Annotated in this window: 22 protein-coding genes; 18 read left to right on the forward strand and 4 right to left on the reverse strand. The window is 61.8% G+C overall.

Annotated features, from left to right (window positions below):
- The first annotated feature begins 286 nt into the window (after positions 1 to 286).
- From tssB to AB3X98_RS36035, 18 genes are all read left to right on the forward strand, one after another.
- Complete coding sequence (tssB, locus tag AB3X98_RS35950) at positions 287 to 799, forward strand: type VI secretion system contractile sheath small subunit (RefSeq protein WP_368604543.1); 513 nt, start codon at positions 287 to 289, stop codon at positions 797 to 799.
- A gap of 73 nt (positions 800 to 872) precedes the next feature.
- Entirely contained in the window at positions 873 to 2417 is a 1545-nt protein-coding gene (gene tssC, locus AB3X98_RS35955; protein ID WP_368604542.1) for a type VI secretion system contractile sheath large subunit, read from the forward strand.
- A gap of 88 nt (positions 2418 to 2505) precedes the next feature.
- Positions 2506 to 4854, forward strand: coding sequence for a type VI secretion system Vgr family protein (locus AB3X98_RS35960; protein WP_368604541.1), 2349 nt, complete (start codon positions 2506 to 2508; stop codon positions 4852 to 4854).
- A complete protein-coding gene (locus AB3X98_RS35965) occupies positions 4851 to 5660 on the forward strand; it encodes a DUF4123 domain-containing protein (RefSeq protein WP_368604540.1) in 810 nt (269 codons plus the stop codon). The genes AB3X98_RS35960 and AB3X98_RS35965 overlap by 4 nt, the downstream gene beginning before the upstream one ends.
- 783 nt (positions 5661 to 6443) lie before the next feature.
- On the forward strand, positions 6444 to 6842 hold the full coding sequence (locus AB3X98_RS35970) for a DUF3304 domain-containing protein (protein ID WP_368610400.1): 399 nt from the start codon (positions 6444 to 6446) through the stop codon (positions 6840 to 6842).
- Between the two features lie 5 nt (positions 6843 to 6847).
- Positions 6848 to 8470 (forward strand): DUF2235 domain-containing protein, encoded by a 1623-nt coding sequence (locus AB3X98_RS35975; protein ID WP_368604538.1) that lies wholly within the window; start codon positions 6848 to 6850, stop codon positions 8468 to 8470.
- Between the two features lie 35 nt (positions 8471 to 8505).
- On the forward strand, positions 8506 to 8754 hold the full coding sequence (locus AB3X98_RS35980; RefSeq protein ID WP_368604537.1) for a PAAR domain-containing protein: 249 nt from the start codon (positions 8506 to 8508) through the stop codon (positions 8752 to 8754).
- 4 nt (positions 8755 to 8758) lie between these two features.
- On the forward strand, positions 8759 to 9994 hold the full coding sequence (locus AB3X98_RS35985) for a hypothetical protein (protein WP_368610396.1): 1236 nt from the start codon (positions 8759 to 8761) through the stop codon (positions 9992 to 9994).
- Positions 9991 to 13500, forward strand: coding sequence for an ImcF-related family protein (locus AB3X98_RS35990; RefSeq protein WP_368604535.1), 3510 nt, complete (start codon positions 9991 to 9993; stop codon positions 13498 to 13500). The genes AB3X98_RS35985 and AB3X98_RS35990 overlap by 4 nt, the downstream gene beginning before the upstream one ends.
- On the forward strand, positions 13500 to 15089 hold the full coding sequence (gene tssA, locus AB3X98_RS35995) for a type VI secretion system protein TssA (RefSeq protein ID WP_368604534.1): 1590 nt from the start codon (positions 13500 to 13502) through the stop codon (positions 15087 to 15089). Before AB3X98_RS35990 ends, tssA begins: the two co-directional genes overlap by 1 nt.
- Positions 15086 to 15664 carry a hypothetical protein gene (locus AB3X98_RS36000; protein WP_368604533.1) on the forward strand — a complete coding sequence of 193 codons (579 nt, stop codon included), beginning with the start codon at positions 15086 to 15088 and terminating at the stop codon, positions 15662 to 15664. The genes tssA and AB3X98_RS36000 overlap by 4 nt, the downstream gene beginning before the upstream one ends.
- 13 nt (positions 15665 to 15677) lie before the next feature.
- Entirely contained in the window at positions 15678 to 17492 is a 1815-nt protein-coding gene (tssF, locus tag AB3X98_RS36005; RefSeq protein ID WP_368604532.1) for a type VI secretion system baseplate subunit TssF, read from the forward strand.
- Complete coding sequence (gene tssG / locus AB3X98_RS36010; protein WP_368604531.1) at positions 17489 to 18667, forward strand: type VI secretion system baseplate subunit TssG; 1179 nt, start codon at positions 17489 to 17491, stop codon at positions 18665 to 18667. The genes tssF and tssG overlap by 4 nt, the downstream gene beginning before the upstream one ends.
- A 25-nt stretch (positions 18668 to 18692) precedes the next feature.
- A complete protein-coding gene (gene tssJ, locus AB3X98_RS36015; protein ID WP_368604634.1) occupies positions 18693 to 19223 on the forward strand; it encodes a type VI secretion system lipoprotein TssJ in 531 nt (176 codons plus the stop codon).
- 27 nt (positions 19224 to 19250) lie between these two features.
- Positions 19251 to 19583, forward strand: coding sequence for a hypothetical protein (locus tag AB3X98_RS36020; RefSeq protein ID WP_368604530.1), 333 nt, complete (start codon positions 19251 to 19253; stop codon positions 19581 to 19583).
- Between the two features lie 94 nt (positions 19584 to 19677).
- The gene (locus AB3X98_RS36025; protein WP_368604529.1) at positions 19678 to 20310 is read left to right on the forward strand and encodes a hypothetical protein; all 633 of its coding nucleotides are present in this window, start codon (positions 19678 to 19680) and stop codon (positions 20308 to 20310) included.
- Positions 20311 to 20685: 375 nt separating this feature from the next.
- Entirely contained in the window at positions 20686 to 21207 is a 522-nt protein-coding gene (gene bamE, locus AB3X98_RS36030; protein ID WP_368604633.1) for an outer membrane protein assembly factor BamE, read from the forward strand.
- 594 nt (positions 21208 to 21801) lie between these two features.
- Positions 21802 to 22119 (forward strand): RDD family protein, encoded by a 318-nt coding sequence (locus AB3X98_RS36035; RefSeq protein ID WP_368604528.1) that lies wholly within the window; start codon positions 21802 to 21804, stop codon positions 22117 to 22119.
- A gap of 106 nt (positions 22120 to 22225) precedes the next feature.
- On the opposite strand, the gene AB3X98_RS36040 is transcribed toward AB3X98_RS36035, so the two are convergent.
- Genes AB3X98_RS36040 through AB3X98_RS36055 form a run of 4 tightly spaced genes read right to left on the reverse strand, consistent with a single transcriptional unit; the run spans position 22226 to position 26540 of the window.
- Positions 22226 to 22918 (reverse strand): hypothetical protein, encoded by a 693-nt coding sequence (locus tag AB3X98_RS36040; RefSeq protein WP_368604527.1) that lies wholly within the window; start codon positions 22916 to 22918, stop codon positions 22226 to 22228.
- 7 nt (positions 22919 to 22925) lie between these two features.
- Positions 22926 to 23903, reverse strand: a complete 978-nt coding sequence (locus AB3X98_RS36045) for an AAA family ATPase (protein WP_368604526.1) — start codon at positions 23901 to 23903, stop codon at positions 22926 to 22928.
- Positions 23904 to 23928: 25 nt separating this feature from the next.
- Positions 23929 to 25911 carry an integrase gene (locus tag AB3X98_RS36050; protein ID WP_368604525.1) on the reverse strand — a complete coding sequence of 661 codons (1983 nt, stop codon included), beginning with the start codon at positions 25909 to 25911 and terminating at the stop codon, positions 23929 to 23931.
- Positions 25908 to 26540, reverse strand: coding sequence for a hypothetical protein (locus AB3X98_RS36055; protein WP_368604524.1), 633 nt, complete (start codon positions 26538 to 26540; stop codon positions 25908 to 25910). The genes AB3X98_RS36050 and AB3X98_RS36055 overlap by 4 nt, the downstream gene beginning before the upstream one ends.
- Positions 26541 to 26706: the final 166 nt, after the last annotated feature.

Consider the following 26706-nt stretch of genomic DNA (forward strand, 5'->3'; position numbering starts at 1 on the left):
TGTATTCACTCGCAATGAATTCGATCTAAAAACCACACGATTTGATAATCTTTGACATTGCGTCGCCTTCTCGCAACGTTGTTTAGCTTTGACGGCGAACGGGTAAACCTGTTTAATATCGCGTGGCAATAACGTCGCATGAATGGAGACCACGCCATGGGGTGCCGTCAGTATTCCTTTGTGAGTCGCATCAAGCGCGAGCGGGTACGCACGCGCACGAAGGAGGTCGCCGCATCGCAACGGGGGAGTTCTGCGGGATCTTGAATCTGATTAGATAAGGACGACTATGGACAGTTTCCAGCGAGAAATTCCGAAATCGAGAGTTTCGATCACACTCGATCTGCACACGGGTGGGGCTCAGAAGAAGGTCGAGTTGCCGCTCAAGCTGCTCGTCGCGGGCGACTTCAGCGCGGGCCGTGAGCAGGCGCCGCTGGCAGAGCGCAAGAAGGTCAATATCGACAAGAACAACTTCGATGCTGTTCTGGCCGACTACGCACCGGATCTAAAGATCGCGGCGGAAAACACGCTCGCGGGCGATGGTTCCGAGCTGCCGGTGAGCCTCTCGTTCCGCTCGATGAAGGACTTCGAGCCGGAGCAGGTCGCCCGCCAGATTCCGGAAATGCAGGCGATGTTGGCGATGCGCAACCTGCTGCGCGATCTGAAAAGTAACCTGCTTGACAACGGCACGTTCCGTCGCGAGTTCGAGAAGATCCTGAAGGATAAACGTCTGTCTGACAAGCTGCGCGGCGAACTGGCGCAGATTGCAACGGCGGCGACGCTACCGGAAGGCCATGCCTGAGCGCGGCCGGCCAAAGATGGCCCTCACCGCCTCACGCAATCACGTCGCCATTCGAACCGAGACTGAGAGAATCATGAAACAGAACGAATCCCGTCAGGGCGCAACCGAGACCGTTGTGCTCGACGCCTCGCAGCAAACGGACAGTGTTTATGCCTCGCTGTGCAGCAAGATCAACCTGAAGACGGTCGCCGAGGCGCGTCCGCTTGAAGTGTTCCGCGACAACGATGCGCTGTCGGAGGCGTCGGCCGACGAGCGCGTCGCCCGCGGCATGGATGCACTGCTCAACCTGATCGCGAAGGAAAGCAAACCTGTCGACCGGCTCGACAAGTCGCTGCTCGATTTCTACATCGGCCAGCTCGACCGGCAGATTAGCCGTCAGCTCGACGCCGTGATGCACACGCCGGAATTCCAGGCGCTCGAAGGCCGTTGGCGCGGCCTCAAGATGCTTGTCTCCCGCACGGATTTCCGCAAGAACGCCCGGATCGAGGTGCTCGACGTGTCGAAGGATGCGCTGCAGCGCGACTTCGAGGACACGCCGGAGCTTATCCAGAGCGGCCTCTACCGCCTCACGTACATCGAAGAGTACGACACGCCGGGCGGCCAGCCGATCAGCGCGATGATCAGCGACTTCGAGTTCACGAATTCGCCGATGGACGTGGCGCTCCTGCGCAACATCTCGAAGGTCGCGGCCGCGGCCCATATGCCGTTCATCGGCTCGGTGGGGGCAGCGTTCTTCGGCAAGCAATCGATGGAGGAAGTGGCCGCGATCCAGGACATCGGCAACTATTTCGATCGCGCCGAGTACATCAAGTGGAAGAGCTTCCGCGACACGGACGATGCGCGTTATGTCGGCCTCACGATGCCGCGCGTGCTCGGCCGCCTGCCGTACGGCAAGGATACGACGCCGGTGCGCGCCTTCAACTATGAAGAAGCGGTGAAGGGCCCGGATCACGACAGGTACCTGTGGGTCAACGCATCGTTTGCGTTCGCGGCCAACATGGTGCGCAGCTTCGTGAACAACGGCTGGTGCGTGCAGATTCGCGGCCCTCAGGCAGGCGGCAAGGTCGAAGACCTGCCGGTCCATCTGTACGACCTCGGTACCGGCGTGCAGCCGAAGATCCCGACCGAAGTGCTGATTCCGGAGACGCGCGAATTCGAGTTCGCCAACCTCGGTTTCATCCCGCTGTCGTTCTACAAGAACCACGATTTCGCCTGCTTCTTCTCGGCCAGCTCGACCCAGAAACCGGCGCTGTACGAGACGAAGGAGGCGACCGCCAATAGCCGCATCAACGCGCGCCTGCCGTACATTTTCCTGCTCTCGCGCATCGCGCACTACCTGAAGCTGATCCAGCGCGAGAACATCGGTACGACCAAGGACCGGCGTCTGCTTGAGCTTGAGCTGAACAGCTGGATCAAGGGTCTCGTGACCGAGATGAAGGACCCCGGCGACGAGCTGCAGGCTTCGCACCCGCTGCGCGACGCGAAGGTCACGGTCGAGGACATCGAGGACAACCCGGGCTTCTTCCGCATCAAGCTCTTCATCATCCCGCACTTCCAGGTCGAAGGCATGGACATCGGTCTTTCGCTGGTGTCGCAGATGCCCAAGGCCAAGAGCTGATCCCGTCGCACGTATGTGCCTGTCGCCGGAGCAATGACGGCTCCGGCGTCGCTGCTTTTATCGTTTGCTCGCTCAACGGAGTTGCTGCATGTCGTCGATTCTGCCTACACAGGCTTACGAGTTGAAGCTGGCGCCGCATCCGGCGCCGACTTCCGTCCTCAAATTCGCGGGCATGGACGCCGTGAGCGAGCTGTACCGGTACGACATCGAGTTCACGAGCCCCGTCGCCGGCATCCCGATGGAGCAGGTGGTCGGCCGCCCCGCGAAGTTCATCATTGCCCCGGTCGATCCGAACATGGACTATCTGCGCAAGATGTTTGGGGAGAACGCGGAGCAGTTCAGCAAGATGCCGGCGGCGTACACCATCCACGGCATCATCACGGAGTTCGATGAGTTTGCAACGTCGGCTGACCAGACGCACTATCGGGTCCGGCTCGAGCCGGCGCTCGCCGACCTGAACCGGGGCGTCACGAGCCGGCTGTTCCAGAAGCAGTCGGTCGAGGAAATCGTGACTGACACGCTGCGCCATTACGGCTACCGTGCTGGCGTCGATTTCACATTCCAGTTGCGCCACAAATACAAGCGGCACGAGTACGTCACTCAATATCACGAGACAACGTTTGCCTTCATCCAGCGCATCTGTGCGCAGGAGGGGATCTGGTTCCGCTGGGAGCAGAAAAAGGACCGGTCGGTCATGGTGTTCGGCGACGACCTCGACGCGTACGCGCGCAAGCAGCGCACCGTGCCGTATCGTCGCGACTCCGGGCTCGAGAGTTCCGGCATGGACGCGATCAAGACGCTCGACAAGCGGACCCGGCGCGTCCCCGAAGCAGTGCGGTTGCACGATTACAACCACCGCGAGGCGGGCGTGTCGCTGCTGGTCGAGGAGAATGCCGCGCGCGACGACAAGACGACGAACGGCATCGACTACCGCTGGGGCGAGCACTACGAGACGCCGGAAGAGGGCAAGAACGTCGCCCGCCGGCGCCACGAGGAGTATCTGGCGAACCAGATCACCTTCAAGGGCACCGGCAATCCGTTCTGGCTGGAGGCGGGTGAGGTCATGCGCGTCGACCCGAATCCGGTTGATGCGAGACACGGGATCTTTATCACGTCGGTTGAATCGGGTGGTGGCCGCGGCGACTCGTACTGGGTGACCTTCGAGGGGATTCCGTCGGACCGGGTCTGGCGCACGCCGATGAGCTCGATCAAGCGGCCGGCCATCGACGGCATCCTGCCGGCGCGCATTACATCGCCCGGCAACTACAAGTACGCGTACCTGACGGAGCAGGGCTGGTACGTAATCAAGCTTCCGTTCGACCTCGACGAGTGGAGTCCAGGCGGCACGAGCCGGCCGGTGCGCTTTGCCAAGCCGTACAGCGGCGACAATTACGGTCATCACTTCCCGCTGATCGACGGGGCGGAAGTCGCCATCGTCTTTACCGACGGCCATCCGGACAGGCCTGTGATGCTTGGGGCCATGCATGACAGCCTGCATCCGGACCTCGTCAACAACCTGAATCACACCCGCAACATCGTTCGCACGGCCGCGCAGAACGAACTGCGGATGGAGGACAAGGAAGGTGTCGAGCACATTCACCTGACCACGCCGCATCAGACCAGCGAACTCAATCTCGGCCACATGGTCGATGAAAACCGCAAGGAACGTGGTGAAGGCGCCGAATTACGTACAGACGGGCACGCCGCAGTCCGAGCGGCAAAGGGCGTGTTTGTGTCTGCCGATCCACAGGAGGGCGGGCAGGGCAAACAGCTAGAAATGCAGTCCGCGCGCGAATTGCTTGAGCGCGCGCTGGAGCAGATGCAGGCGTTGTCTGACGCCGCACAGGCGGCTCACGCTCTCGCAGCGGACTACGAGCAGCAAAAGGCCCTGTTCGAAGGAACCTTGAAAGAGCTTCGACAAGCTGGCGTTCTCATAAGTGCACCTGCGGGGATGGGATTGGTCTCTGGCGGTCACCTGCAGGTAAGCGCAGGTCAAAATCTCATCGCGACTGCAGGCGGTAACGCCGATGTCGGTGTGCTGAAGCGATTTACGATCGCCGCCGGTGAAGCGATCTCGCTGTTAGCAGAGCGTCTCGGCCTCAAGATATTCGCGGCAAAGGGTAAGGTCGAGATTCAGGCGCAAAGTGACGCGATGGAACTGGCTGCACTGAAGGACATTTCGATCACCAGCACCAACGGTCGACTGGTTCTCTCGGCAGAAAAAGAGGTTTGGATTGGTGCTGGTGGTTCGTATATAAAGATCGACGGAAACCGCATTGAGAACGGAACCATGGGCGCCATCCTGGAAAGGTGCACATCGTGGGATAAGCCCGGACCCGCATCAATGCAGCCGATACTGCCGCTGTTGCCCAAGTCTATCTGTATTCCTTGTCTGCTGGCCGAATTTTCCCAGGGCGCACTGCTGGGCACAAAATGAACACGCAAAACCCCGAACTCGAGACGGAATCGCTCATCGAGGCGATTCGAGAATTCCAAGCATCCAATCCCGGCCTGCAAACCTGCGCCTTGGTGTATGGCGTTGCCTATCCGAAGCTCTATCGCGAGTTGCAACAATGGCTTGGGCAGAATGTCGGCAACCAGCGACTCTCTTTGATTTTCGACGCTCCGTCAGATGACCGGCGCAACCAGTACGGTCCATACCTTGTCCACATTTCAGGAACGACGGCCCAACCATCAAGCCTGCTGACGAGGCTCGCGCAATGTTGCGCCGACGATTTTCGGGCCGTCTCCTTCCTGTTTTCACAGCTCGAGTTTAATGACCTCGTTGCCGGCCTTAAGGAGCGACTGAATGTGATCTGCGATGACCGCAGTGAGTGGCAGATGAAATTTTTTGATACGCGCTCGCTTCCGGTACTCGACTGTGTTCTGTCCTCTGAGCAGCACCGATCGTACTTCTGCCTTGCGAAGGAATGGTGGCATATCGACCGTTACGGTGCATTAAAGAACATTGGGTGCACTGATGCGACAGTCGATCAGTATCGCGGTCCTCTTCAGTTGGACGACTCGCAGACGACTGCATTCCTCGATGCCGGTCTGCCAGACTCAATCCTGCACATCCTCCAATTGACAGATGACGATCTTGTCGCAGCCTTCGACGCACGGACACGCTATCGGATCTGCGAAGAGTCTATCGCCAACGCGTCGCAAGATGAACTGAATAGCACGATGCTGCTTGCCGACCGCGTGAGATCGGATTTGCAATGCGCTATGCGTGACAACTGAGGTTTATTGATGCAGCAACGAATAATGCCAGGTCCCTGCCAATACAAAGAAATCTAACGGTGAGCCGAATGTCAAAAGCTGCGAAATTATTCTCGCAATCACCGCACTTGCCGTATTCCTTGTTTGGTCGGGGCTATGGTTCCTAGACAAATTGGACGATCCATCCGATCCAACGTTTTGTCTTTTTGGTACGCGCGACCAGGATGTGCGCACGCGCTGGAACTGGCCTGTCGCCAACAGGGAGCGGCGACGTCGAGAGGTGCTGATAGATGAAGTTTCCTGCGCCAGTTTGGGGACAGGAGTTCAAGTTAAGGAAACATATTCTGCCCGATCTCTGTCTACGCATGAACTTTGGCGAGTGGCTCGTGATTATTCTGAAGTTGGAACCAATGAGACAACAAAACAATGTATGGAAAAAAGGGATACGTGGTTACTCAGCGAAAGGAGTGGCTCTGTTCTCCTCAAAGAGGAATTGATTAAAAATTCGTAATCGCAGTTTGAGCGACATATACATTTCTTTCGCGATAGCGAGACTGCCCGGCTATGAGTAGCACACAAATTCCTGCTGTGGCAGGTCGAGGCCATTGGCCGGCAGCGACGAGCCACCTCTATACCGTCTGCCGCAACACTCGAATGGCCGAGCACTTCACAGTGCTTGGGAATTCTTCCGGGAGAAAGCCAGCAACCATGCGACTTAAGCAAACCATCCGATGGACGTTCATTGCGGTTGTCGGCTTGCTAGCTATCGGCGGGATGTCCGCCTGCAAGAAAGAGGAGCCGTACATGCTCGGGATCGTTGGCTACAACTACACCGATCGCGCTGTCGCCAACTTCGGAGTGAACGGTCAAGGCGGAGGAAACCTTGAACTGAGCACTCCAACGGCTGGAGGAGGAGGAACCACATGCTGCGTAGTGATGAGTCGAAGCACCAAAACGCCATTTTCGGTTGACGTGAAATACCAAATGGACGCTCTCGAATCCTATCCTCCGAGAAAGATAATTGAAGCTGCTGCTCCGTACAAGGAGGTGCAAGTCGAAGTGAAAGGTCCCATCCCTCCGGACCCGAGTTATCTCGAAATTCACTTTTACCCTGATGGTCACATAGAAGCTGCTATCTCCGGCTCAGACGGCCCATCGCCTCCGCGATTGAAGCTTGAGCGACGTCTACCTTTCGTTCGATAGAGAGAATGAACGCCATGTTGGATAACACGCAAATCCCTACTTCAGCAGGTCTGCGGTCGTTAACAGCCATTGAACGTCAGCAACGTGCCGCGTCTATGGCATGTGTAGACGCAACCAAACGTCCTGGCACGCCAGATTGCTCACAATCGCTCTGGATTTCGCTCTTCTTCGATGGGACGGGCAACAATCTCTTCAAAGATACGGAAAAGTCCAAGCAGAGCAATGTCGCACGACTGTACTCCGTACACCCCGTTGACGACGAAAGTACGGGACGGTATCGCATCTACATCAATGGCTTGGGAACACCATTTCCTGAGATTGGGGAAAAGACAACAAGTCCGTTGGGGCTCGGGTTTGGCGTCGGTGGCGAAAAACGCCTGCAATGGGCACGGACCGAGTTCGACAAGCGAATTGCAAAGGCCAAGGCGCGTGCGACGAACCCAAAGCAGCCGATCCGTATGGTCAATGTCGCCCTGTTCGGCTTCTCACGAGGGGCCGCGTCGGCCCGCGCCTTTGCAGTTTGGCTTTCCAGGGAATGCAAAGAGGATGGAGGGGGATGGCGCTATCAGGGCTATCCCATCCGGCTGTATTTCATGGGATTGTTCGACACAGTTGCGTCAGCCGGTTTGCCGGCCAGCGCACAGTCGGTGGACCGCAGCCCGGTCCTGAAATTTGCCGTCAATGTGATTTCCCCGGTTCTAGGTGCCGGGTTGGCGGTCGCGCCGAAGGACGGTCACTACGATTGGGCGAAAAACCTCAAAATACCTGGCATGGTCGAGCAATGCATTCACTACGTGGCTGCGCACGAAGTTCGTGATTCGTTTCCGCTCGATTCCGTGCGTGACGGGAAAAATTATCCCCGAAACTGTGTCGAGGTCGTCTATCCGGGCGTGCATTCGGACGTTGGCGGCGGATACGCTCCCGGAGAGCAAACAAGGGCGCTTCAAGACGAGGAGAAGCTGAGCCAAGTCCCGCTCTTGCATATGTACCGCGCGGCGCGCGCTGCCGGCGTTCCACTTCAGTCTTTAGAAAACGTTGGCGCAAAGGTCCGAGCGTCGTTCGACCTCTCGCCGAAAACTCAGGTGCTCTTCGATCAATATCAGAGAAGAGCGCAAGCAAACGGGCCTCTCGAGCAAGCGGTTGCAGATCATCTTTATCCTCTTTATCTGGCACGCAGCTACTTGTCCAAGCTGACCAATGACGAAACGGCCCGCGCCCGTCTTCCCAAGGCGAAGCAGGTGCTTGCACAGACAGGTAACGGCGATCTTGTTAAGGATCAGGATAAGGAACTCGGTCTCATCACGGCGGGCGGTCTCGCGGTCAATGCTGCGACGGGAGAAGCGGAGACCATGAAACTGAACGGCAAGACCCTGACCCTGCGAGAGGCGACCTTGGCACGCGCCTATGAAGACGTCTCGCTGATTACCGGCGCAAGCAGTGAGGCGAAAGTCCTCCTCGATTTCTTCGGCTACCTCGTTCACGATTCGGTGGCCGGTTTCGGAACAGACTTTTCGAAACTTCAGAACTGGCGAATGATGTACTTCGGCGATGTTTCGTATGTGCCTGCAAACGACTGGAGCCTCTCGGAGGCAACGGTGCCGTCGAACGATACAGGTGCCACTGTCTAGCGCTGTGCGGCGACTGAATATTAGAGGAGAAGAAAATGATGGACCTCATTCGTCTGGGAGACGCTACCGATCACGGCGGCCGGGTAATCAGCGCATCGAAGACCATGCGTTTCGATGATCAGTTTGTCGCCCGCAAAGGCGATGAAGTGACATGTCCTTTGCACGACATCAAGCCGAACCTCATCATCAACGGGGACGACACGATGACCGATGACGGTATCCCAATTGCACGGCACGGATTTCGTGCCATGTGTGGCTGCCGTCTGATCTCGAGTTTGCGGTAAGCTGATGCCTGTAACACTCCCTCCTGCGGAATCGCCAGAGCCCCGTCCGTCACCGCCGCGATTGATTCTATGGCTGGTGTTCCTGATACTCATTATGGTAGCCGGGGGCGTCGGCACCTTGGTGACATGGCCGAAAGCCGACCCTACGGGAACGCAAAAATTCTGGATCCAACTTCTCGCAATTCCTTTTCTCCTCTGGGCTGTCGGTTTCGGGCTCCGCGCTCTCTATTACGAGCAGGAGAGTGATCGTATCGATGCCGAAAGCGAGGTACTGCGCGCGGACCGTGAAAAGGCCTTGCAATTTGCCTGTGATCCGCTCGCGGTCGTCGGATCTGCCTATTTGACTGGAGCCGGAACCGGCGACGTCGCGGCCATTCTCGCTAAGGAAACGGACGCTCGCGAAGCGTTGGCTTTAGGGAATGAAACTGACGTCAACGGTTTTTCTGCGCTGCCGCTTATTGGTGACGATGAAGACCCATCGCGTTACCGCGTATGCTTCCAGGAGTTGATTCGTTCAATTGCGAATAGCGTACGAACGATTCCTCGCGATGCGCCCTTCTCCGTGAAATTGCAGTTGCCCGAAGATGCCGATAAGGAAGCGCTGCTCAATCTCTGGCAGGCGTGCTGGCACGCTGAAAAATTGCGTGTAATGAAAGCTGGTGTGATCGAAACCGACACGGGCGTCATGTTACTGGATGAATGGCTTGACGTTCGAGGCGGCCCGGAACTGGAAAAATTCCTCCTGCTCGCTGCAGCGCGGCTTCACCATACGCCAGAGCAAGGCGGCTCTGAGGCCGCGGTCGCGCTGTTGCTATCGTGGGCACCACTGGCTCGCCGTCACTACATCAATCCAATCGCGCTACTGCACCGACCGGTGGAAGCAGAAGCGGATAACACTGACACAGCTCTCATTAATGCATTGCAATGGGGCCGAACGACCGGCGACAAGGTTAATCACCTTTGGGAAGCCGGGCTTAGGTCTACCGATAAAGCAGCAATTGCCAAAAGCATGTCTGGTCTCGCGAGCGGTGTCACACAATCAGAGAACCTCTCAGGTATCCATGATGTCGATTCGATTCTCGGGCATCTCGGCGGTGCCACGGGTTGGCTTGCTATTGCGCTCGGGATTGAACATGCGGCGAACAGCAACAGTCCGCAACTGATTGCATGGCGAGAACACCTGCTTCGCTTTGCGGTAGTGCAACCGGTAGGCCAAACATCGACAGACGCAACGGTATGAAGTTACATAAATCTGGTTACTGGATTCTCGTTGGGGCACTAACAGCGCTCGCCGCCATATATGTTTGGTTCAATGGTTCAAATTTCGAACCTTCGCCCAAACGCAGACTGGCTTTCGTTTGCCTCATCGGCTTGGTCCTGCTACTCGGGAGGGGAGCACTGTCAGCCGCATGGCGTGTTGCGGCACGCCACTCACACTATCGTAAAGGGGGCCGACATGAGCGTGACCGGCTCGCACGCGTTGAAGCGCCTGAGACCGCACGCAATGAACTCTCTCTTATTAGGCGTGACAGCATCAGAGCAACTCTCAAGGACCGCCACGGCCGGCGCTGGCGCTATCACGGACGATGGGTGCTCGTGGTCGGCGACGTACCGCTGGTGAAGCGTCTGGCGCCAGGACTCGTCGATGCGGGGTACCTGATCACCGGTGACACGATCCTGCTATACGCCAGGCAAACGCGCGACACGCTCGAGACCGAATGGCTCGACCAGATCAGGCGCCTGCGCCGCCGTCGCCCGGTCGACGCGATCGTGGCGGTGACGCGTAACCGCAGTTCAGCCAACACGCCGTTCGACACCGACGACCTCGCCCAACGGCTCGCGCGCCATGCCCGCGCGCTGCGCTGGGCCGCGCCCGCGTATCTGCTCAACGTCACCGATTTCGGCGACGAAATCTCAAGTCCCGACGAGGCGATCGGCTTCACGTGGTCGAACGCGCGCGTTAGAGCCGACGAGATCGACACGTCGCTGCACGACCTCACCTACAACCTTGCGGACGCCGGCGTCGTGCGACTGACGAAAGATGCCCGCGACCGCTATCCCGCCGAACTGTCCCAGCACATTTCGAACCTTCGCAGTGCGCTGTCGGGACTGGTCCTGCAGACTGCCCAGTCCCGTGTCTGGCGGCATGCAGTTCATGGACTTCTGTTCGCACCGCTGTTCAAGGAACGCGAACTGGCGCCGCCGACGCCCGCCGATGCGAATGATGGCGAGCCGCACGTAGGACCGCAACACCGGACGATCTGGCAGACCGTCGCCGCCCACAGTCGCAAGATCCACGGCCGCCGCGTTGGCTTTTCGCTGTCGACGACAGCGGCATGGCTCACTACCGGGCTGGTCGGCTGCTGGATCGGTGGCACGATGCTGTCGGGATTCGTCAACCGTGCGACGATCCGGAACGCGGCCGATACCGTCGCCCAGCTGTCCACCGTCCAGGATCGAACGCAGGCCCTGCAAACTCTCAATGGTCTGGATCGGCAGATCGATACGCTGGAAATCCATCAGCGCGACGGCGCGCCGTGGACGGCGCGGCTCGGCCTGAACCGCGACGGCGCACTGCTCGATGCACTATGGTCGGGCTATGCGAACGCGGCGAGCCGCATCCTTGTCGCACCGATCCGGCAGAAGCTCGAGGAACGTCTGCGCCAGCTTGCATCGCTGTCGGATGCCGAGATCGCCAGCGGCGGCAATGCGCAGGTGCAGGCCGCCTACGACACGCTGAAGGCGTACCTGATGCTGGCGAGGCCCGAACGCGCAGTCGCCGCCTTCCTGACCCCGCAGCTCGTCGCGACTGCCGCGCCCACGCGCCCCGCGAACTCGCCCCTGTCGTCGGGCACCTGGGAAGACCTGCGCCAGCACACGATCGCATTCTTTGCGGACCACCTGGGCCGCGGGGTGTTGCCCGAAATGACGCCGGATCTCGGGCTCGTTGCCTCGACGCGCCAGACGGTCATCAGCGTACGCGGCATCCAGAACTCGACCGACGCGGTCTACCAGCAGATTCTCGACGAGGCGAAGGCCAAATATCCGCCAGTCTCGCTCGCGACGCTGCTCGGCGACACGACCGGTCGGGGGCTCTTTAACACGACGGCGACCGTGCCGGGCGTGTTCACGCGTGCCGCGTGGGATGAACGGATCTCGAAAGCGATCGACGAAGCAAGCGAGCAGCAGAACGTCGCCGGTGACTGGGTCCTGTCCGACGTGAAAACCCGTAATCAGGCGCCGTCGACGCTCAAAGCCGAGCTACGCCAGCGCTACTTTGACGATTACGCGCGCGCGTGGGCGCTGTTCCTTAACAGCCTGCGCTGGCAACCGGCGCCGACGCTTTCGGCCACGGCCGACCAACTGACGCTGCTGGGCGACCCGCAGCGCTCGCCGCTCGTCGCGCTGATGAATGCGGTCGTCTACCAGGCGGGCGCCGGCGCGAACGCGCAGTCGCTCGCGGATAACCTGATCAGCAAGGCGCAGCAGCTCGTCGGCACCGATCAGAAGGACCCGTCGAAGCAAGCCCAGCCGCAGCTGGCGCCGCTGGCCGAGGCTTTCGGCCCGATCCTGCGCCTGACGGGCAGTGATCTCGTGTCCGGCGCGCCTGCGAACAGCAAGGCCGCCGCACAACTGGCCGCGACGGGTGACCTGAGTCTCGCGCGGTACCTCGAGCGGGTCACCGCCATGCGCCTCAAGGCTTCGCAGATTGTCTCCGGTGCCGACCCCGACGCGATGGCGCGTCAGGCGGCACAGTCGGTCCTGCAGGGCAAGACGTCCGACATGGCCGAGAGCCGAGACTACGCCAGCCGCCTCGCCGCAAGCCTGGGCGAGCAGTGGTCCGGGTTTGGCGAGCTGTTCCGCGCACCGTTCGACCAGACCTGGCAGGTTGTCGTACAGCCGGCCGCCTCGAGCCTGAACGAGATCTGGCGCACGGCGATCGTCGCGGACTGGAACAGGACATTCGGCGGGCGTTACCCGTTCGCCGACTCCGACAATGACGCGTCGCTGCCCGAAATGGCGCGCTTCATGCGGCCGGATAACGGCGTCATCACGCAGTTCGTGACGACGCAGCTCGCCGGCGTCGTCGAGCGGCAGGGCGACCGGTGGGTCGCCGCGCAGGGTGCCGACCACGGCGCGCTGACGATCGATCCGGGCTTCCTCGCCAGCCTGAACCAGCTCACCCGCATCTCGACCGTGCTGTTCCCGTCCGGAGATGCACACGTGCGCTACGAGCTGCAGGCCGTGCCGACACCGGGCGTCACGGACATGAAGTTCGTGCTGTCCGGGCGCGAGCTGCACTACTTCAACCAGAAGCAGGAGTGGACGCCGTTCGAGTGGCCCGGGCAATCGCTGGAGAACCTGTCGCACATCGAATGGCAGACCGAGCAGGGCGGGCTGCGCACGGCGCTCGATTCGCAGGGCCGGTTTGGCCTGATCCGGCTGCTGGAGCGCGCGAAGGTGTCGCCGCAGGACAGCGCGCGTTACCTGCTGATGTGGACCCCGGATACGAGCCAGGGCATTGCGCTGCGCGTGCAGTTGCGCAGCGAGGCGGGTGCGGGGCCGCTCGACGTGCTGCAGCTCAGGCACTTCACGCTGCCCACCCGGATCTTTGTCACGGGCGCAGCGAAGGCGGGTCCGAAGCTGTCGGCCGTCAATCCGCCGCCGCTGCCAGCGTCGATGATCGAGGCGGCAAAACACGCCGCGATGCCGTTACCACGTGGCACGCTGCCGGAGGTCGAGTGATGCTGGGCGGACTGTTCAAAAGCCTTTTTCCGGCGCGCGACGACGCCGAGCAACTCGCGCGTACGCGCCTCGACGCGTGGAACGCGTGGCTGCTGCCGCTCGCGGGCGAGGGGGGCGTCGGCCGCGATCCCGGCTACGAGGACGTCTTCTTCGCGCTGCGGGAGGAAACGCAAAAGCTTTCCGGCATCGATGACGGCCTGATCGTCCGCTCCTGCGAGCAGTTGCTCAAGGAAACCGGCAAGGATCTGCGACTGGCGGGCTATCACGCGTTCGCCCGGTTGCGGCAGGATGGTCCCGCGGGCTTTGCCGACGGACTCGAGCTGGCCGCCGCGCTCGTCGACCGCTTCGGCGAGGCGGTGCTGCCCGCGCGCGCCGAGGCGAAGAAGGGCGCGCTCGAAATGCTGGCCACCACGCGCGTGATCGAGTTGCTCGACAGCCGGGGAGCGTTTGCGCCGGCGGACCTCGAACGCGCGCTCGCCGCGCTCGACGTACTGGTGTCCCGAACAGGTGCCTGGTCGGAGGCTGCGCGCCCCAATCTCCAGCCACTGGTCTCCCGGTTTGAGCGCAAGGACGATTCCATGCGCGGGACGGAACCGGAGACGGCGCCGCCGTCGGCCAATACCGTATCAACATCGTCCAGCGCCATCGCCTCGACGCGCGATCTGCTGGACCAGGCGCGCACGATGGCGCTCTGGCTGCGCGACCAGGAAAACGGCTACCTGCCGTCCGTGCGGCTCGTGCGCAGCGTGCGCTGGGACACGCTGCACGAAGTGCCACCAGCGGATGCGGCTTCCCGCACGCGCCTCGTTCCCCCGCGCGGCGAACTGCGCCAGCAGCTAAAACGGCTTGTGCTGCAGAAGCAGTGGCACGAACTGCTTGAGCGCGTCGAAGGCGCGTTCATGGAGGGTGTGAATCACCTGTGGTTCGACCTGCAGTACTTCCAGCACGTCGCGCTCGACCACGTGGGCGCACCGTACAGCGCATGGCGCGAGTTGCTGCGCGCGGATTTCGCGCTGTTCCTCGAACGGCTACCTGGTATCGAGCGGCTCGCCTTCAACGATGGCACGCCGTTCGCTGATGACACGACCCTCGAATGGATCGCGCGGCACGCCGTCGTACGCGACCTGGAAGCGGGCGAGACCGTTGCGCCGCTACCGGTGTCGGCCGATAGCGACGGCGATTCCGCCGGCGACTGGCCGGAGATCGAGGCACAGGCGCGGGAGCTTGCCGGGCGCGATGGCGTCGAGGCAGCGTTCGGCTGGCTTGACGCACTGCCCGGACTGAAGACCGACCGCCACCGTTACCTGCAACGGCTCGTGATGGCACGCCTTGCCGACCACGCGGGACGGGCGGACACGGCGCTGGCACTGCTCGCCGAACTGGACACATCATCCCGCTCGCTGCCGTTGATCCGCTGGGAGCCGGCGCTGGTCTTCGAGGTCAAGCAGCAACTGGTCCGAGCGCTGAAAGCGATGAGCAGCCGCAAGGACGCGGACAAGCCGGCGCTCGCGCGCCGAATCGGGGAACTGCAGGCGGAACTCACTGTACTCGACCCGGCACGCGCACTGTCCCTCTCGCTACAACCATGAACAAGACTCTCAACCTTTACACGTTCTTCGGCACCGCGTACGCATTTGCGGTGTTTGAGGGCTATTTCACTCCATTATTCGACCATCAGGATGGTTTCAACATCGCCCAGATGTTTGTTGCCGGACTCGTGGCGGCAATCGGTGCGAAAGGCGGACAGGTCTTGGGCCGACGCGTCATTTCGTTGCATCCGGAAACCTGGCTCTGGCAACTCGATTTCCGTCGCTGGATTGTCCCGTATCTGGCCGTGCTGATCCTGTTGCCGCTGATGGGAGCCGTGATCGGCTACGTGTTGCGTGGAAATCCTGTTCTCGTCATTGCAATGGCGGCGTCGAATTTCATCCTGACGCCCGTCCTCTTTGCCGTCATGACGCGTTCGCTGAAACACGATCGGCTTGCACACATCTGCTTTTCAGCATTGAGCACCTGGCTGATCTGGCTGCCGTTCTCGATCATCAAAAAGCAGCCCCTTCAGTTGTGGTTCGCTGCCTTTACCTCGGCCGGGTTGCTCGCGATCGCCGGTTATCTGATGGCGCAAGGGCTGGAAGCAATTCGCAGACGCCCGATGGTCTTATAGAGAACAATTTTCAATGGAAAACGACGATCCGATCCTGCGCTACTACGAAGCGGAAATGCGCTATCTGCGCGAGTCCGGCAAGGAATTCGCGAAGGCCCATCCCGACCGGGCGCGCCTGCTCAACCTCGATCGCGTGGGCGACCGCGATCCGTATGTCGAGCGGCTCCATGAGGGTTTTGCATTCCTCGCTGGTCGCCTCCAGCAGAAGCTCGACGACGAGCTGCCGGAGCTCACCGAGGGGCTGGTGAGCCTCCTGTGGCCACACTACCTGCGGATGATTCCGTCGCTGTCGGTCGTCGAGCTGATTCCGCTCGCGGAAAAGCTCCAGAAAACCGAAGTGGTGCCGGCGGGCGTGCCGGTGCGTTCGGCGCCGATTGCCGTGCCGCCGGTGGCGGGTGCTGAAGGCACGACGCCAAAAGCGGTGCAGTGCCTGTACCGGACCACGCAGGCGGTGACGCTGCAACCGGTCGCCATCACGCATGCCGGGCCGACCGTGCGTCACGACGGCCGCTCGGTGATCCGGCTTGGCTTCGCGCTCGACGGCTCGGCGCGCCGCAAGGAAACCGATCTTTCGCGGTTGCGCCTGCACCTGAATGCGGATCTGCCGGTTGCGTTCTCGATGCATCTCGCGCTCACACGGCAAGTCGACTCGATCCACTGGCGCATTCCGGAAGTACGCGACGGCGAAGCGGTGCCGCTTACCAGCGTCACGCTCGAACCCGCCGGCTTCTCGACCGAAGAGCGGCTGTGGCCGAAGGCTGATGCCTCGTTCTCGGGATACCAGCTGCTGCTCGAGTACTTCACGTTCCGCGAGAAGTTCCTGTTCGTCGACCTCTGCGGACTCGACATTTCGAAGCTGCCAGAGAAGTCGACCCAATTCGAACTTGAGATCGTGCTGAAGCACACGTACCCGTCCGACCAGCGTTTTGACGCGGAGAACGTGCGACTCTTCTGCACGCCGGTGATCAACCTGTTCGAACTCGACGCCGAGCCGATCGAGATCGATCACCACGAGACGGAATATCGCGTGGTGCCGGCCGGCCATCAGGGCGAGCACGTCGAGACGTATTCGGTCGATGCGATCGAGGCGTTCGATCACGACACGGCAGAACGTTACGAATACGTGCCGTTCGCGACCTTCCGGCATCGCGGCGGCATGTTGCGCCACGAAGCGCCGGAGCGGTATTTCCATGCCCGTGTGCGCCCCGGCGTATCGGGGCTGCACGAGAGCTGGGTCGTTCTCGGCGGCCACGCATGGGAAACGATGGACACGCTGCCCGAGGAAAGCCTGTCGCTGCGCGTGACGGGCACGAACGGTATGCTGCCAAGGAAGGGCCTGCGCGAAGCGAGCATTGCCGAGCTCGCGGCGAGCACGCCCAACGTGGTGGGTGTGAAAAATCTCGTCGCGCCAACCCTGCCGCTCTATCCACCGACGGGCGACCGCTTCCAGTGGCGGGTGCTGTCGCACCTCGCGCCGAACTTCCTGTCGATGATGAACGCGGAAGTCCTGCGCGGCGCGCTCGCGCTCTACGACTGGACCAACGACGAGCTGAACCGCCGGCGGCTCGCCGGCATCCTGTGGGTTTCGCAGGAGCTGCTCGAGGAAGTGTCGGGCGGCTCGGTCGAGCGCGGCGTGCTGATCGAGGTGACGCTCGATTCGCACGCGTTCGCGGGGGAGGGTGACGTAAAGCTGTTCGGCGAGCTGCTGCATCGTTTCTTCGCGCAGTACGCGGAAATCAACCTCTTCACGAAGCTGTCGATCGTGAGCCTGCCGTCGCAGACCCGCACGGACTGGCCGCGCAGCAAGGCGCAACGGGCACCCCTATGAAACCGCGCGCCCCGCAGGAAGTCCCCTTGGGGAACGAGTTGCCCGATCTCGACCCGCTCGTGGCGTCGCTGCTCGCCCGCGCGCCGCTGATGAACTTCATGCAGCTATGCCGGCTGCTTGAGGTGCGCATGCCCGGTGCCTCCGGGGAAGCGCCTTCGGGGCGGCTGCCGGGCTTCGGCACGCGCGATACGCCAGAGCACGAGCCCGTGCGCTTCCGGCCGCGCCCGCGCACCGGTTTCCCCGCTGGTGAAATTGCCTCGGTGGAGTTCGATGACGGGTCGGGCACATTCGGACCGGATGCGCCGCCAACCGTACGCACGACGTTCATGGGCCTGTATGGCGTCGACGCGGCGATGCCGCCGCACATGATCGACGAAATCGTGCTGCGCGAGGAGGGGCACGAGGTCGTCGAGGCGTTTCTCGACCAGTTCAACCACCGTTTCGTGACGCTGCTGTACCGCGCTTGGAAGAAGTACCGCTATCCGGAAAGCTTCCGTCCGGGTGGCAGCGACGGGCATTCGCGCAATCTTCTCTGTCTGGCTGGTTTCGGGTGGGGCGACAAGCCGCAACGCGCCGGTCTGCCCGATTCGCGCATGCTCGCGCTGCTTGGGCTGCTGATCCAGCACACACGCACACCCGAAGGGCTGGCCGGTGTTGTCGCACTCGCCGTCCCCGGCGTTGGGGTGCGTGTCGACGAGTTCTTTCCGGCGGTCACGCGCGCAGGACAGCCGCGGCCGCTGAGCTCTGCGGGCCGTGCCGCTGCGCCGGAAGATGGCGCCCGCCAGGGGCTCGGCGGTGGCTATGTGCTCGGCCAGCGGTTGACCTATCGCAGTCGCGCGGTGCGCGTCACGCTGCGGCCGGTCGATGCCCGGCAGGCTCATGATCTCCTGCCCGGCGCATGGCTGCATCGCGAGCTGATGGCGTTCGTGCAACTGTACGTGGGGGTAAAGGCCGACGTGCATCTGCGCTTGGAGGTCTCCTCACGACTCGCGCCCCGGCCGGCAATTGGTGCGACAGGTCCCGCAGGCCCGGGATCGGCAGGTCCTGCCCCGCGCCTTGGCTGGACCACCGTGCTGCCCGCCGACGAGGAACGCCTCATCAACATCGCACTCGGCGTCTACGAAGCGTTCCCCGCGCCCGCGCCCAATCCACACCTCACTCCACGCCATGCCTGACCGAGGAATTCCGATGTCCATCTCCATGTTAGTCCGTCTTGCCGTCTCAACCGTTGCATCCACCTTGCTGCTGTCCGCATGCGGCGCATGGCAGTCCGTCTCCGACGCCTCCTCAAGCGCCTATCACGCGGTGTTTTTCAAGCAGGTCAAGGTGCTCAGCGTCGATTTGTCCGCCCGAGAGGCAGTGAACCCGGACGACGCCGGTCGCGCGACGTCAGTCGCGGTACGCGTCTATCAGCTCAAGGACCGCAAGATGTTCGACGGCGCGTCCTACGAGGATCTCCTCAGGAACGACCGGATCGCGCTCGGGCAGGACCTGCAGTCGAGCATGGCCTCCGTGCTGAACCCCGGCGCGTCGGCCAGTCTTTCGCAACCGATGCAGACCGACACGAAATACGTGGCGATCGTCGCGTTCTACCGTAACCCGGGCGACGGCGACGGCTGGAAATACGTGATCGAAAAGAAGAAGCTCGATGCCGACAAGCCGTTGAAGCTCGAACTCGTCGACCAGTTGCTTATCGCATCCGGCAGTGCGCCGCAGAGCGCCTCCCGATGACGTCGGAACCTTGAACGGAGCACGACCATGAATGCCGACGGCACGACACCCAGGCGCTCAAGAGGATATTCCCCGCTCGATTGCCTGATGGGGCTTAACCGCAAGTTTCCAGAGCTGCTTCGGACACTGGATTGTCTGCGAGCCAAGGCTCAGATGGACGGAGACCGGCTGGGCATGTCGCCGCATTGGTACCTGCCGTTCCATATGACGGCGAAGACGCTCAACGACGTACTCGGGCGGATGGATCGCATGGGAATGGAGGTTCAGCGTGTCGCCCATTCGACGCCCACGTTGGTCAACACGCTCGCCGCGTGGCGGCTGACGCAGGGGGATTTACCGGTTCGACGCGACGCTTTTTGACGAACTGTGCGCGACGCCCGTCACCGGTGCCCTGCCGACGGATCTGCTCACGCGGCTTCCAGAGTGGACCGTCTATGTCGAAACGCCCGGGTTCATGTGGAACGGCTCGGTACTGGACGGGGTATTTGCTCAGGCCGGCGAAATTTTCGACGGCACGGAGGGGCTCGCATTCGTATTGAACGCGAGGGAATGCATGACCCTGCTGGTTCTGCGCCTCGATCAACCGTCACTCGAAGCCGCGATCGAGGTGTCGACCAATGGCGATGGCGAATCCGCACCTGCGCTGGCGGCGGAAATGCGAAGCGTGCTGCCGCGTCTTGTGTCGCTGGTGCTGTATCTGTGCAGTGAGGCGCCGGAGCTGGGTGATGGTACGTCGCTGCCTGCCAGGCCGCAACCGAGGCGTACGCACCGGGGCGTCAGGATGATGCCAGCGCGACGCCCCGTCAGGTGGGAGGTGGGAACGCGGCTGGGCGCATCGTTGCGTGCTGCATGGCAGTCGGCGAATGAGCAAGGCGAAACCGAGGCCACACGCGGGTCTCATGCGAGCCCCCGCGCGCATATCCGGCGGGCGCACTGGCACACGATTCTGAGCGGCCCGAGGCAGAGCCCCATCCGTTCCTTGCGCTGGCTTCCGCCGATTCCGGTCAACGTGACGGAACCCGACGATCTGGTACGGACCATCCGGCCGGTCACGTCCGGTTACTGCCGCGAGGACGCGATCCGATGAATCGTGCAGCGTGGTCACCACGCGTTCCTGCCACCATCCGCAAGCGGGTGCAGCGTGTTCTTCCGACGTTGCCGAGACCGGGCGGATGGCCACGTTGATTGCATCGATATTTTTCGCGTGGGCTTTCCTGCACGCGATCTTCCTCCATGTATTTTCCGCTGGCTCCGTCCGGCATTGAGGCGACTATGTCACGACCAAAGATCACTACGGCGGTGCTGGCTCTCATTACGTCGTTGTCCCTGGGAGCGTGCGGGCTGTTCGGTTGCGGCGGGGCGGCGACCAATGGTGCAGCGTTCGGCGGGTGCCATGCGGGCGCCCGATTCTAAAAGGACTATGTCTATGAAGAAGAAACGAGATAGGAAAAGACAGTTCGTGATGCTGCTCGTCGCCAGCGCAGTCAGCGTGCTGGCAGCCGGTTGCGACGAGCAGAAGGTCACCGACGCAGTGAACGCGATCAAGCCGGATGCAATGGCGTTCGGGAATCTCCAACCGGGCGTGTCGACGGTCGACGACGTGCGCCAACAGGCGGGCAAGCCCGAGATCGTCTGGCAGAACGACGACGGCTCAGAGCGGCTTGAATACCCGCGGGGCCCCAACGGCTTGAACACGTACATGCTGGATTTCGGTCCGGACGGCCGGCTCATCTCGATCACGCAGGCGTTGACCGCCGACAACATCGCGAAGGTTATGCCGGGCATGACGCAGGACGACGTGCGACGGCTGCTCGGCAAGCCAGCCACCGTCGCGCAGTATGCGCTGAGCCATGAGACGGTCTGGAGCTGGCACTGGGCCGAAGGCGGCGTGTCGGGCGACGCGATGTTCAACGCGCATTTCTCGCCAGACGGCGTAGTGAGCCGGACGTCTCGATCGGAAGCGCCCGGACGGGAAAAGCCGTGAGGCAACAGGTCCGTCGTCGAGCGGTCTCGTTAAGCCCGCAGAGATGGCCGCTTCTTGCAGCGCCGCGCTGGTTTGACGTTCAGAGATCGTGCCGGGCGCATGCGGCGACAGCAATCGCGCGGGAGACTCGCAATGAAAGATGGCGACCATAGCTCGCCGACGGGAGGCCCACGGCTCTCAGTCGCACAGGCTCAATCGTTCGTCGATATCTCCCGGGCAGTACACGCACCGATTTCCCGGACGGCAGCCACCTTGTCGGAGGCCTCGAGGGCGATAAACACATCTTCTCCGAGGCAGGTGACATCAATGCAACCGTACCCGAGATCCGGCACGTGCAGATCGACGACCTCAGGTTCTGCAGCACGAGATCGCTCACGTGCATGCGACGACGTTCCACACATTGCACTTCATCGGGGACGGGGCGTTTTCCTACTTGCATCTCCGCGACGGACGCTGTATGTCGATCCAGGCAAAGCGCGTGCTGTTCCGGACGCTGCCAGTTGGTGTGATTGTCGTGTGCGGCACCGCCCCGAATCAGGCAGCAGGTAAGGCTGCCGGAGACCATCAACCGTCAGCAATAGAAGGAGATTAGGGATGACGGACAACGAGACCCTGGACGAAAAAGCAGCGCGCGACATTGATTGCGCGATGGCGGCCGGCTTCTGGCGCAGGACTGCCGCATTCGCGATCGATGGCATCCTGCTGGGTCTAATCGGCATGGTCGTGATTGCGTTGGGCTTTGAGTGGCTCGCCCGCATCGGCACGTGGGGTAGGCTGGTCGGTTTCGCATTCGGCTCGCTTTACTTCGCGCTGATGGAGGGCACGGGAGGCCGATGTCAGTCGTTCGGCAAACAGGCGCTGAAGATCAAGGTGGTGCGGGTCACACCCGACGGCTGCCGTAGACCAAATTAAAGATGTCACAACTTCGCTAATAAAGATGTCACTTCGCGGATTCATCGCGAAGGCTGCCGAAAAATCGCCGTAAATTCAAACGTTTACGGAAAACGAATTAAAGTTGTCACCGGCTTGGCGTCGTACAGGTGTCAACAAAGGGGGCAGCGATCGGCCCTTGAGCGACCGCTGCGTCGATGCCGTTGCCCAAGCGCAGATGCAATCGCAATCGGCGAGTCAGGGCGATGCGGTCCTGCCTGCGCATTGCAGGCGTGGTCGACAGAAGAGGAAGACGCCCATAACTGAAGTGCGAATGGCACCAGACGCATCGAAACGGCGCCTCGATCACGCTGGTGTTGACGAGGTAAGGCGTCTCGCCTCGGCAGTGCGGACAGCGCGTTTCGAGCGATTGATGATGCGCCGGGCAGCGATCTTCATCCTCGAGCTGATGCAGCACACTGTGGTAACCGTGCGCTACGCACTGTCGGCAATACCGGAACGTCGCGTGATACCGACCTGAGCGTGCGGCTTCGAGCAACGAGACGCGCAAGATGTGCTCGGGCAGGCGGAGGATGCAGCGCAGGCGCATGAGGTCGATGTCGTCGCGCACCGGCGCCACGCCTTCAGACGCGTCAACCTCGGGGCTCAACAACTGAACGAGCACGTGGCTGGGCAGCGAATTGGCACATGCGAATTTCCACAGGATCGAGAGTAGGGATTCCCCGGGCATCAGCCACTTGAGGTTAATCACGCTGCCGAACGCGAGCGAGAGTTGCCGCTCGTCAAAGGTCAGAATCGGAAAGCGTGGCGGCTTGAGCACTGCGGCATCACGCCGTGACAAGCACGCGTCCGGTGGCATGGCGGGATTGGACGTAGCCGCAATGCTGCACGGCGTAAGCCCACAACGCTGCCGTGGGACAGTAACCGGGTGCATCTTTGAGTTCGCTGTCCTTGAGCACGATTTCGACGGCGCGTGCGAACGATTCCATCGGGATTTCGAGCCGGCCCGGCAAGCTCGCCTTGTGGTGCGCTGCCTCGAACGCCTGCCACAGCACACCGGCGTCGTTGATCAGGCGGTAGCCGGCGTCAAACGCCTGCGGCACGTAGAAGCGGGTAAAGCTCCACTGGCTGCCCTCCGGGTAGGCTGTCTGATCGTAGCCGTCCAGGCACGTGGCGACATCTTCGGCGTTGCGGATGCCGCAGAAGGCGAATTCCTCGACCATGAGACGCGCGACAATCTGTGTCTTGCCGGCGACCTGCAGCGCCGTCTTCTGAGCGAGCAGATCCTCCTGGCCGACGAGAAAGGTAAAGAGTTTGATGTGCTGACGATCGAGGGCGTCGTGCACATCACGCAGCCATTCGTATTCGTTCTCGTTGTAGCGTTGCGCCTCGTCACAAAAGAGCAGCACCGTGCCGCTGCCGGCGCGGGCGGCGGCCTCGCGAATGCGCAGCGTCAGGCGCATGCGTTTGGCCGGATTGGTGCCGGAGTTCGGCGTGTGATCGCCAACGGCCTCCAGCAAGTTCACGAAGAATGGACCTTCGGCGTGCCGCGGCTTGTGCTCGCACTGCGCGTGGAAGGTCGTCATCTTCGGATGCTGTCGCGCGAGCATGAGCCGCACGTACTCGATTGCGCGGGTTTTACCAATGCGCGAGGGGCCGTAAATGAGTGCCCCCATGATCCGGTAGCGCAGGCAGCGCGTGACGAGCTCATGGAACGCCTCGATCGCGGGTGTGGCGATGCGGTAATTGCCAGTGACGAGCGGGTGCAGCGACGGGTCGATCGGACGCGGGATTTGCGGCGACATGGGGCCTCCCTTGCAAACGACAGCGTTAGAAAACCTGTCCGGTGCCGATGGTGAGCTTGCGGGGACGCACACTCGCAGGCGGGGTCGTTTCGGCGTTCGGCGCAGCGGCCAGCGACGCCGCAGGCGCGGCGATCTTGGCCAATGTCACGGGACCTGGCGGCACGCGTACCATGGGTGCTGCGGCGAGCACGCGCATCGCCTGAGCGAGGTCGGAGGCGGCCTTGCGGGTCTTCCTCGCCTCGGCAAGCTTGGCTTGTATGTATGCTTCGATGGGATTGGAGGCGAGCGGACGGGCGCGCTTGTCGCCATGTAGCTTCAGAATTTCTTGGCGCAGCTTGAGATTGTGCGGTACGACGCGCCACGCCCCTTGCGCCTCAAGTACGCCGAGCTCGGTGCCGTCGGCGAGAAAGGCGCGCACACAACGCAAATCGTCCGCATTCATGTAGACGAGCAGCGGCTGCCCGATCAGGTGCGTGCTGCAGGCGAGCACGGGGTTGGTGTAGCGGACCCGATACAGGTTGATGTGCGGGCGCACGCCCTGCTCGAGATAAGCCCGCACGCGGCAGCGCCTGGCCGTTTGCATCAGGCACAACGTTCGGCGGTGCTGCTCAGGAAGCCAGGTGAGCAGCTGCTGTTTGCCGCGCACGAAATACGTCATCGCTTCGAGCGGCGTGATGCTATTCAGGCCTGCATGTGGAGTCCCGTGGTAGCTTGCGATCGCATATTCGATCAGTTCCTCCAGCTCGTCGAGCGACACGTAGAGGCGCAGATTGCCCTTGGGATCGGCCAGCGCCCGGCGCAGATCGCGCGGGTGCGAACCGGTGTAGCCGGGCAATCGCGAAGACAGGCGAGAGGCGACCGTGCCAAAGAAGCGCTCGATATAAGGTCGCTCGTCCGGGCTATAGTGGGGACCGGCGTCTACGCTGCAGCCGACGAATTCGCACAGCGCGGCCAGCGTGTCGCTCGCGAGATTCGCCTTCGCGTTGTCGAGCTTCATCCACTCCCACGCCACGTAGGCCAGCTCGGGCAGACGCTGGGAGGGAAACCCGTCGTGTGTTCCGTATGCGAGACTGGGAATGCTGAAGATGCGCGCGGGGTGGGGCTCAAGCGCTTTCTCGATGGTCTTGATGACGTCGTAGCGGCTGTACTCGCGCGCCAGCACAAGGTGGTAGCCGAGCACCGCGCGCGTGCAGACGTCGATGATGACAAGCAGCCAAACCCGCTCGATTTCGAACTCGTGCGCGAAGCCCAGTGGATCGGACACGACGACCTTGAGCCGGATGTCGAGCTTGTGACCATCGAATTCGACGACTTGATAGGGGCGGCTTGCCGCTGGCGCGCCTGCCTCATCATCAGGGCGAGGCAAGCCTTTCAGGTGCGAGGCGCCGGCCGCGCGCGCAGCAGCGCCGAAGCTGCGTAGCAGCTCCGCCTTCACGCACGCTGAGAGGGAGCGAATCGCCTGGCCTGCCGTATTGAACGGATAGTCCGTCGCAGTCAGGCCCACGTGCCGGCACTGCTGCAGGAATTCCGTGTGCAATGCTTGCAGGCCGCGCAGGCGCGTATGCAGAGCGCCGTCGGTATGGCGCTGATCAAGCTTGACGCGGCGCTGCTTGAGCTGCAGCCGGAGCCAGCCGGCGAGGGTAGGGTAACGCTCAAACAGTTGTGAGAGGGCGCCTACGGCGCCACGGCTGCCCCGCTCGCCTTGTACGGTGACGGGGCGCATACGGACGTACTCCGTCACGCGTACATGCGCGATGAGCGCGCGAAACCCATAGATGCGCCCGTCGCGATGCGGTTCGAGCGCCCGTTCGAGCAAGCGATAGAGCTGCCGGCGATTTACTCCGGTCGCATGTTCGATGTCCTTGACAGGTTCGCCGCGCGCGTAACGCTCGATTGCCAGCATCCGAAGCTTGATGCGCTTGCGCGTGGGCGCATCGAACTCGGTCCACGCCACGGTCGGCCAGGTCGTCAGGTCGAGTGCTTGCAGTTCGGGTTTGCGGCGACTCATGAGCGGGCCTCGGCAGCAGCAAAGCGCGTGAGCCACGAAAGTGGCTCGGTGCGCAACTCGGGTGCTGTCACGCGGCCTGTATGCAACAGGCTGAACAAGGCGGCGCGCACGATAATGGGGTCACCCGTTGAGAACTCTCGCTCGATGTCGAGCAATGCTTGAGACGTTGCAACGAAGCGCTCGATCGAGTTGAGCAGCGAAGCCGGCACGAGACCGCGTGTGGCGATCAGGCACGGCAGCATGCGCTGCCAGTTGTCGACCCACATGCGCGAGGCCGCCAGCTCCGCGGGCTCGACGTGGCGCACAGTCATCGCACTGGCATCAATGACCGCGCGAGGTTTGCCGTCTTCGACGATGACCGGATCGGGCAGGAGCAGCAGTTCATGACGGTCAGCGTAACGGACGTGGAAATCGACGAGATATCGCCGGCCATCGAACTGGGCAAAGCCTGGACGCTCGCAAAAGATGCGCACGGTCGGATCGGATTCGAGCACGAACCATTGATCGACGGCGCAGCGTCGGTCGAGCGTCAGCCGGCGTTTGAGTTTCGGGCTGAAGACTTCGAAGCGGTGTGCGCCGCGCGCACGCGCGAACGCGACCGGCTGCGTCAGGTGTGCAGGAACGTCCATAAGATCAAGACCTTAGGAGCGGGATTCGAAGTCTAGAACGCGAATTGACGTATTTAATGCGGACTTATGCGAATTGACGACTTTATTTCGTTGAGACTGCAAATAAAGTCGTCAATTCGATGTGCGGAATCCTTACGCTTCGGGAATTTCGAATTGACATCTTTGC

This window comes from Paraburkholderia sp. BR14312 (assembly GCF_040948675.1).
Lineage (GTDB): Bacteria > Pseudomonadota > Gammaproteobacteria > Burkholderiales > Burkholderiaceae > Paraburkholderia > Paraburkholderia nodosa_A.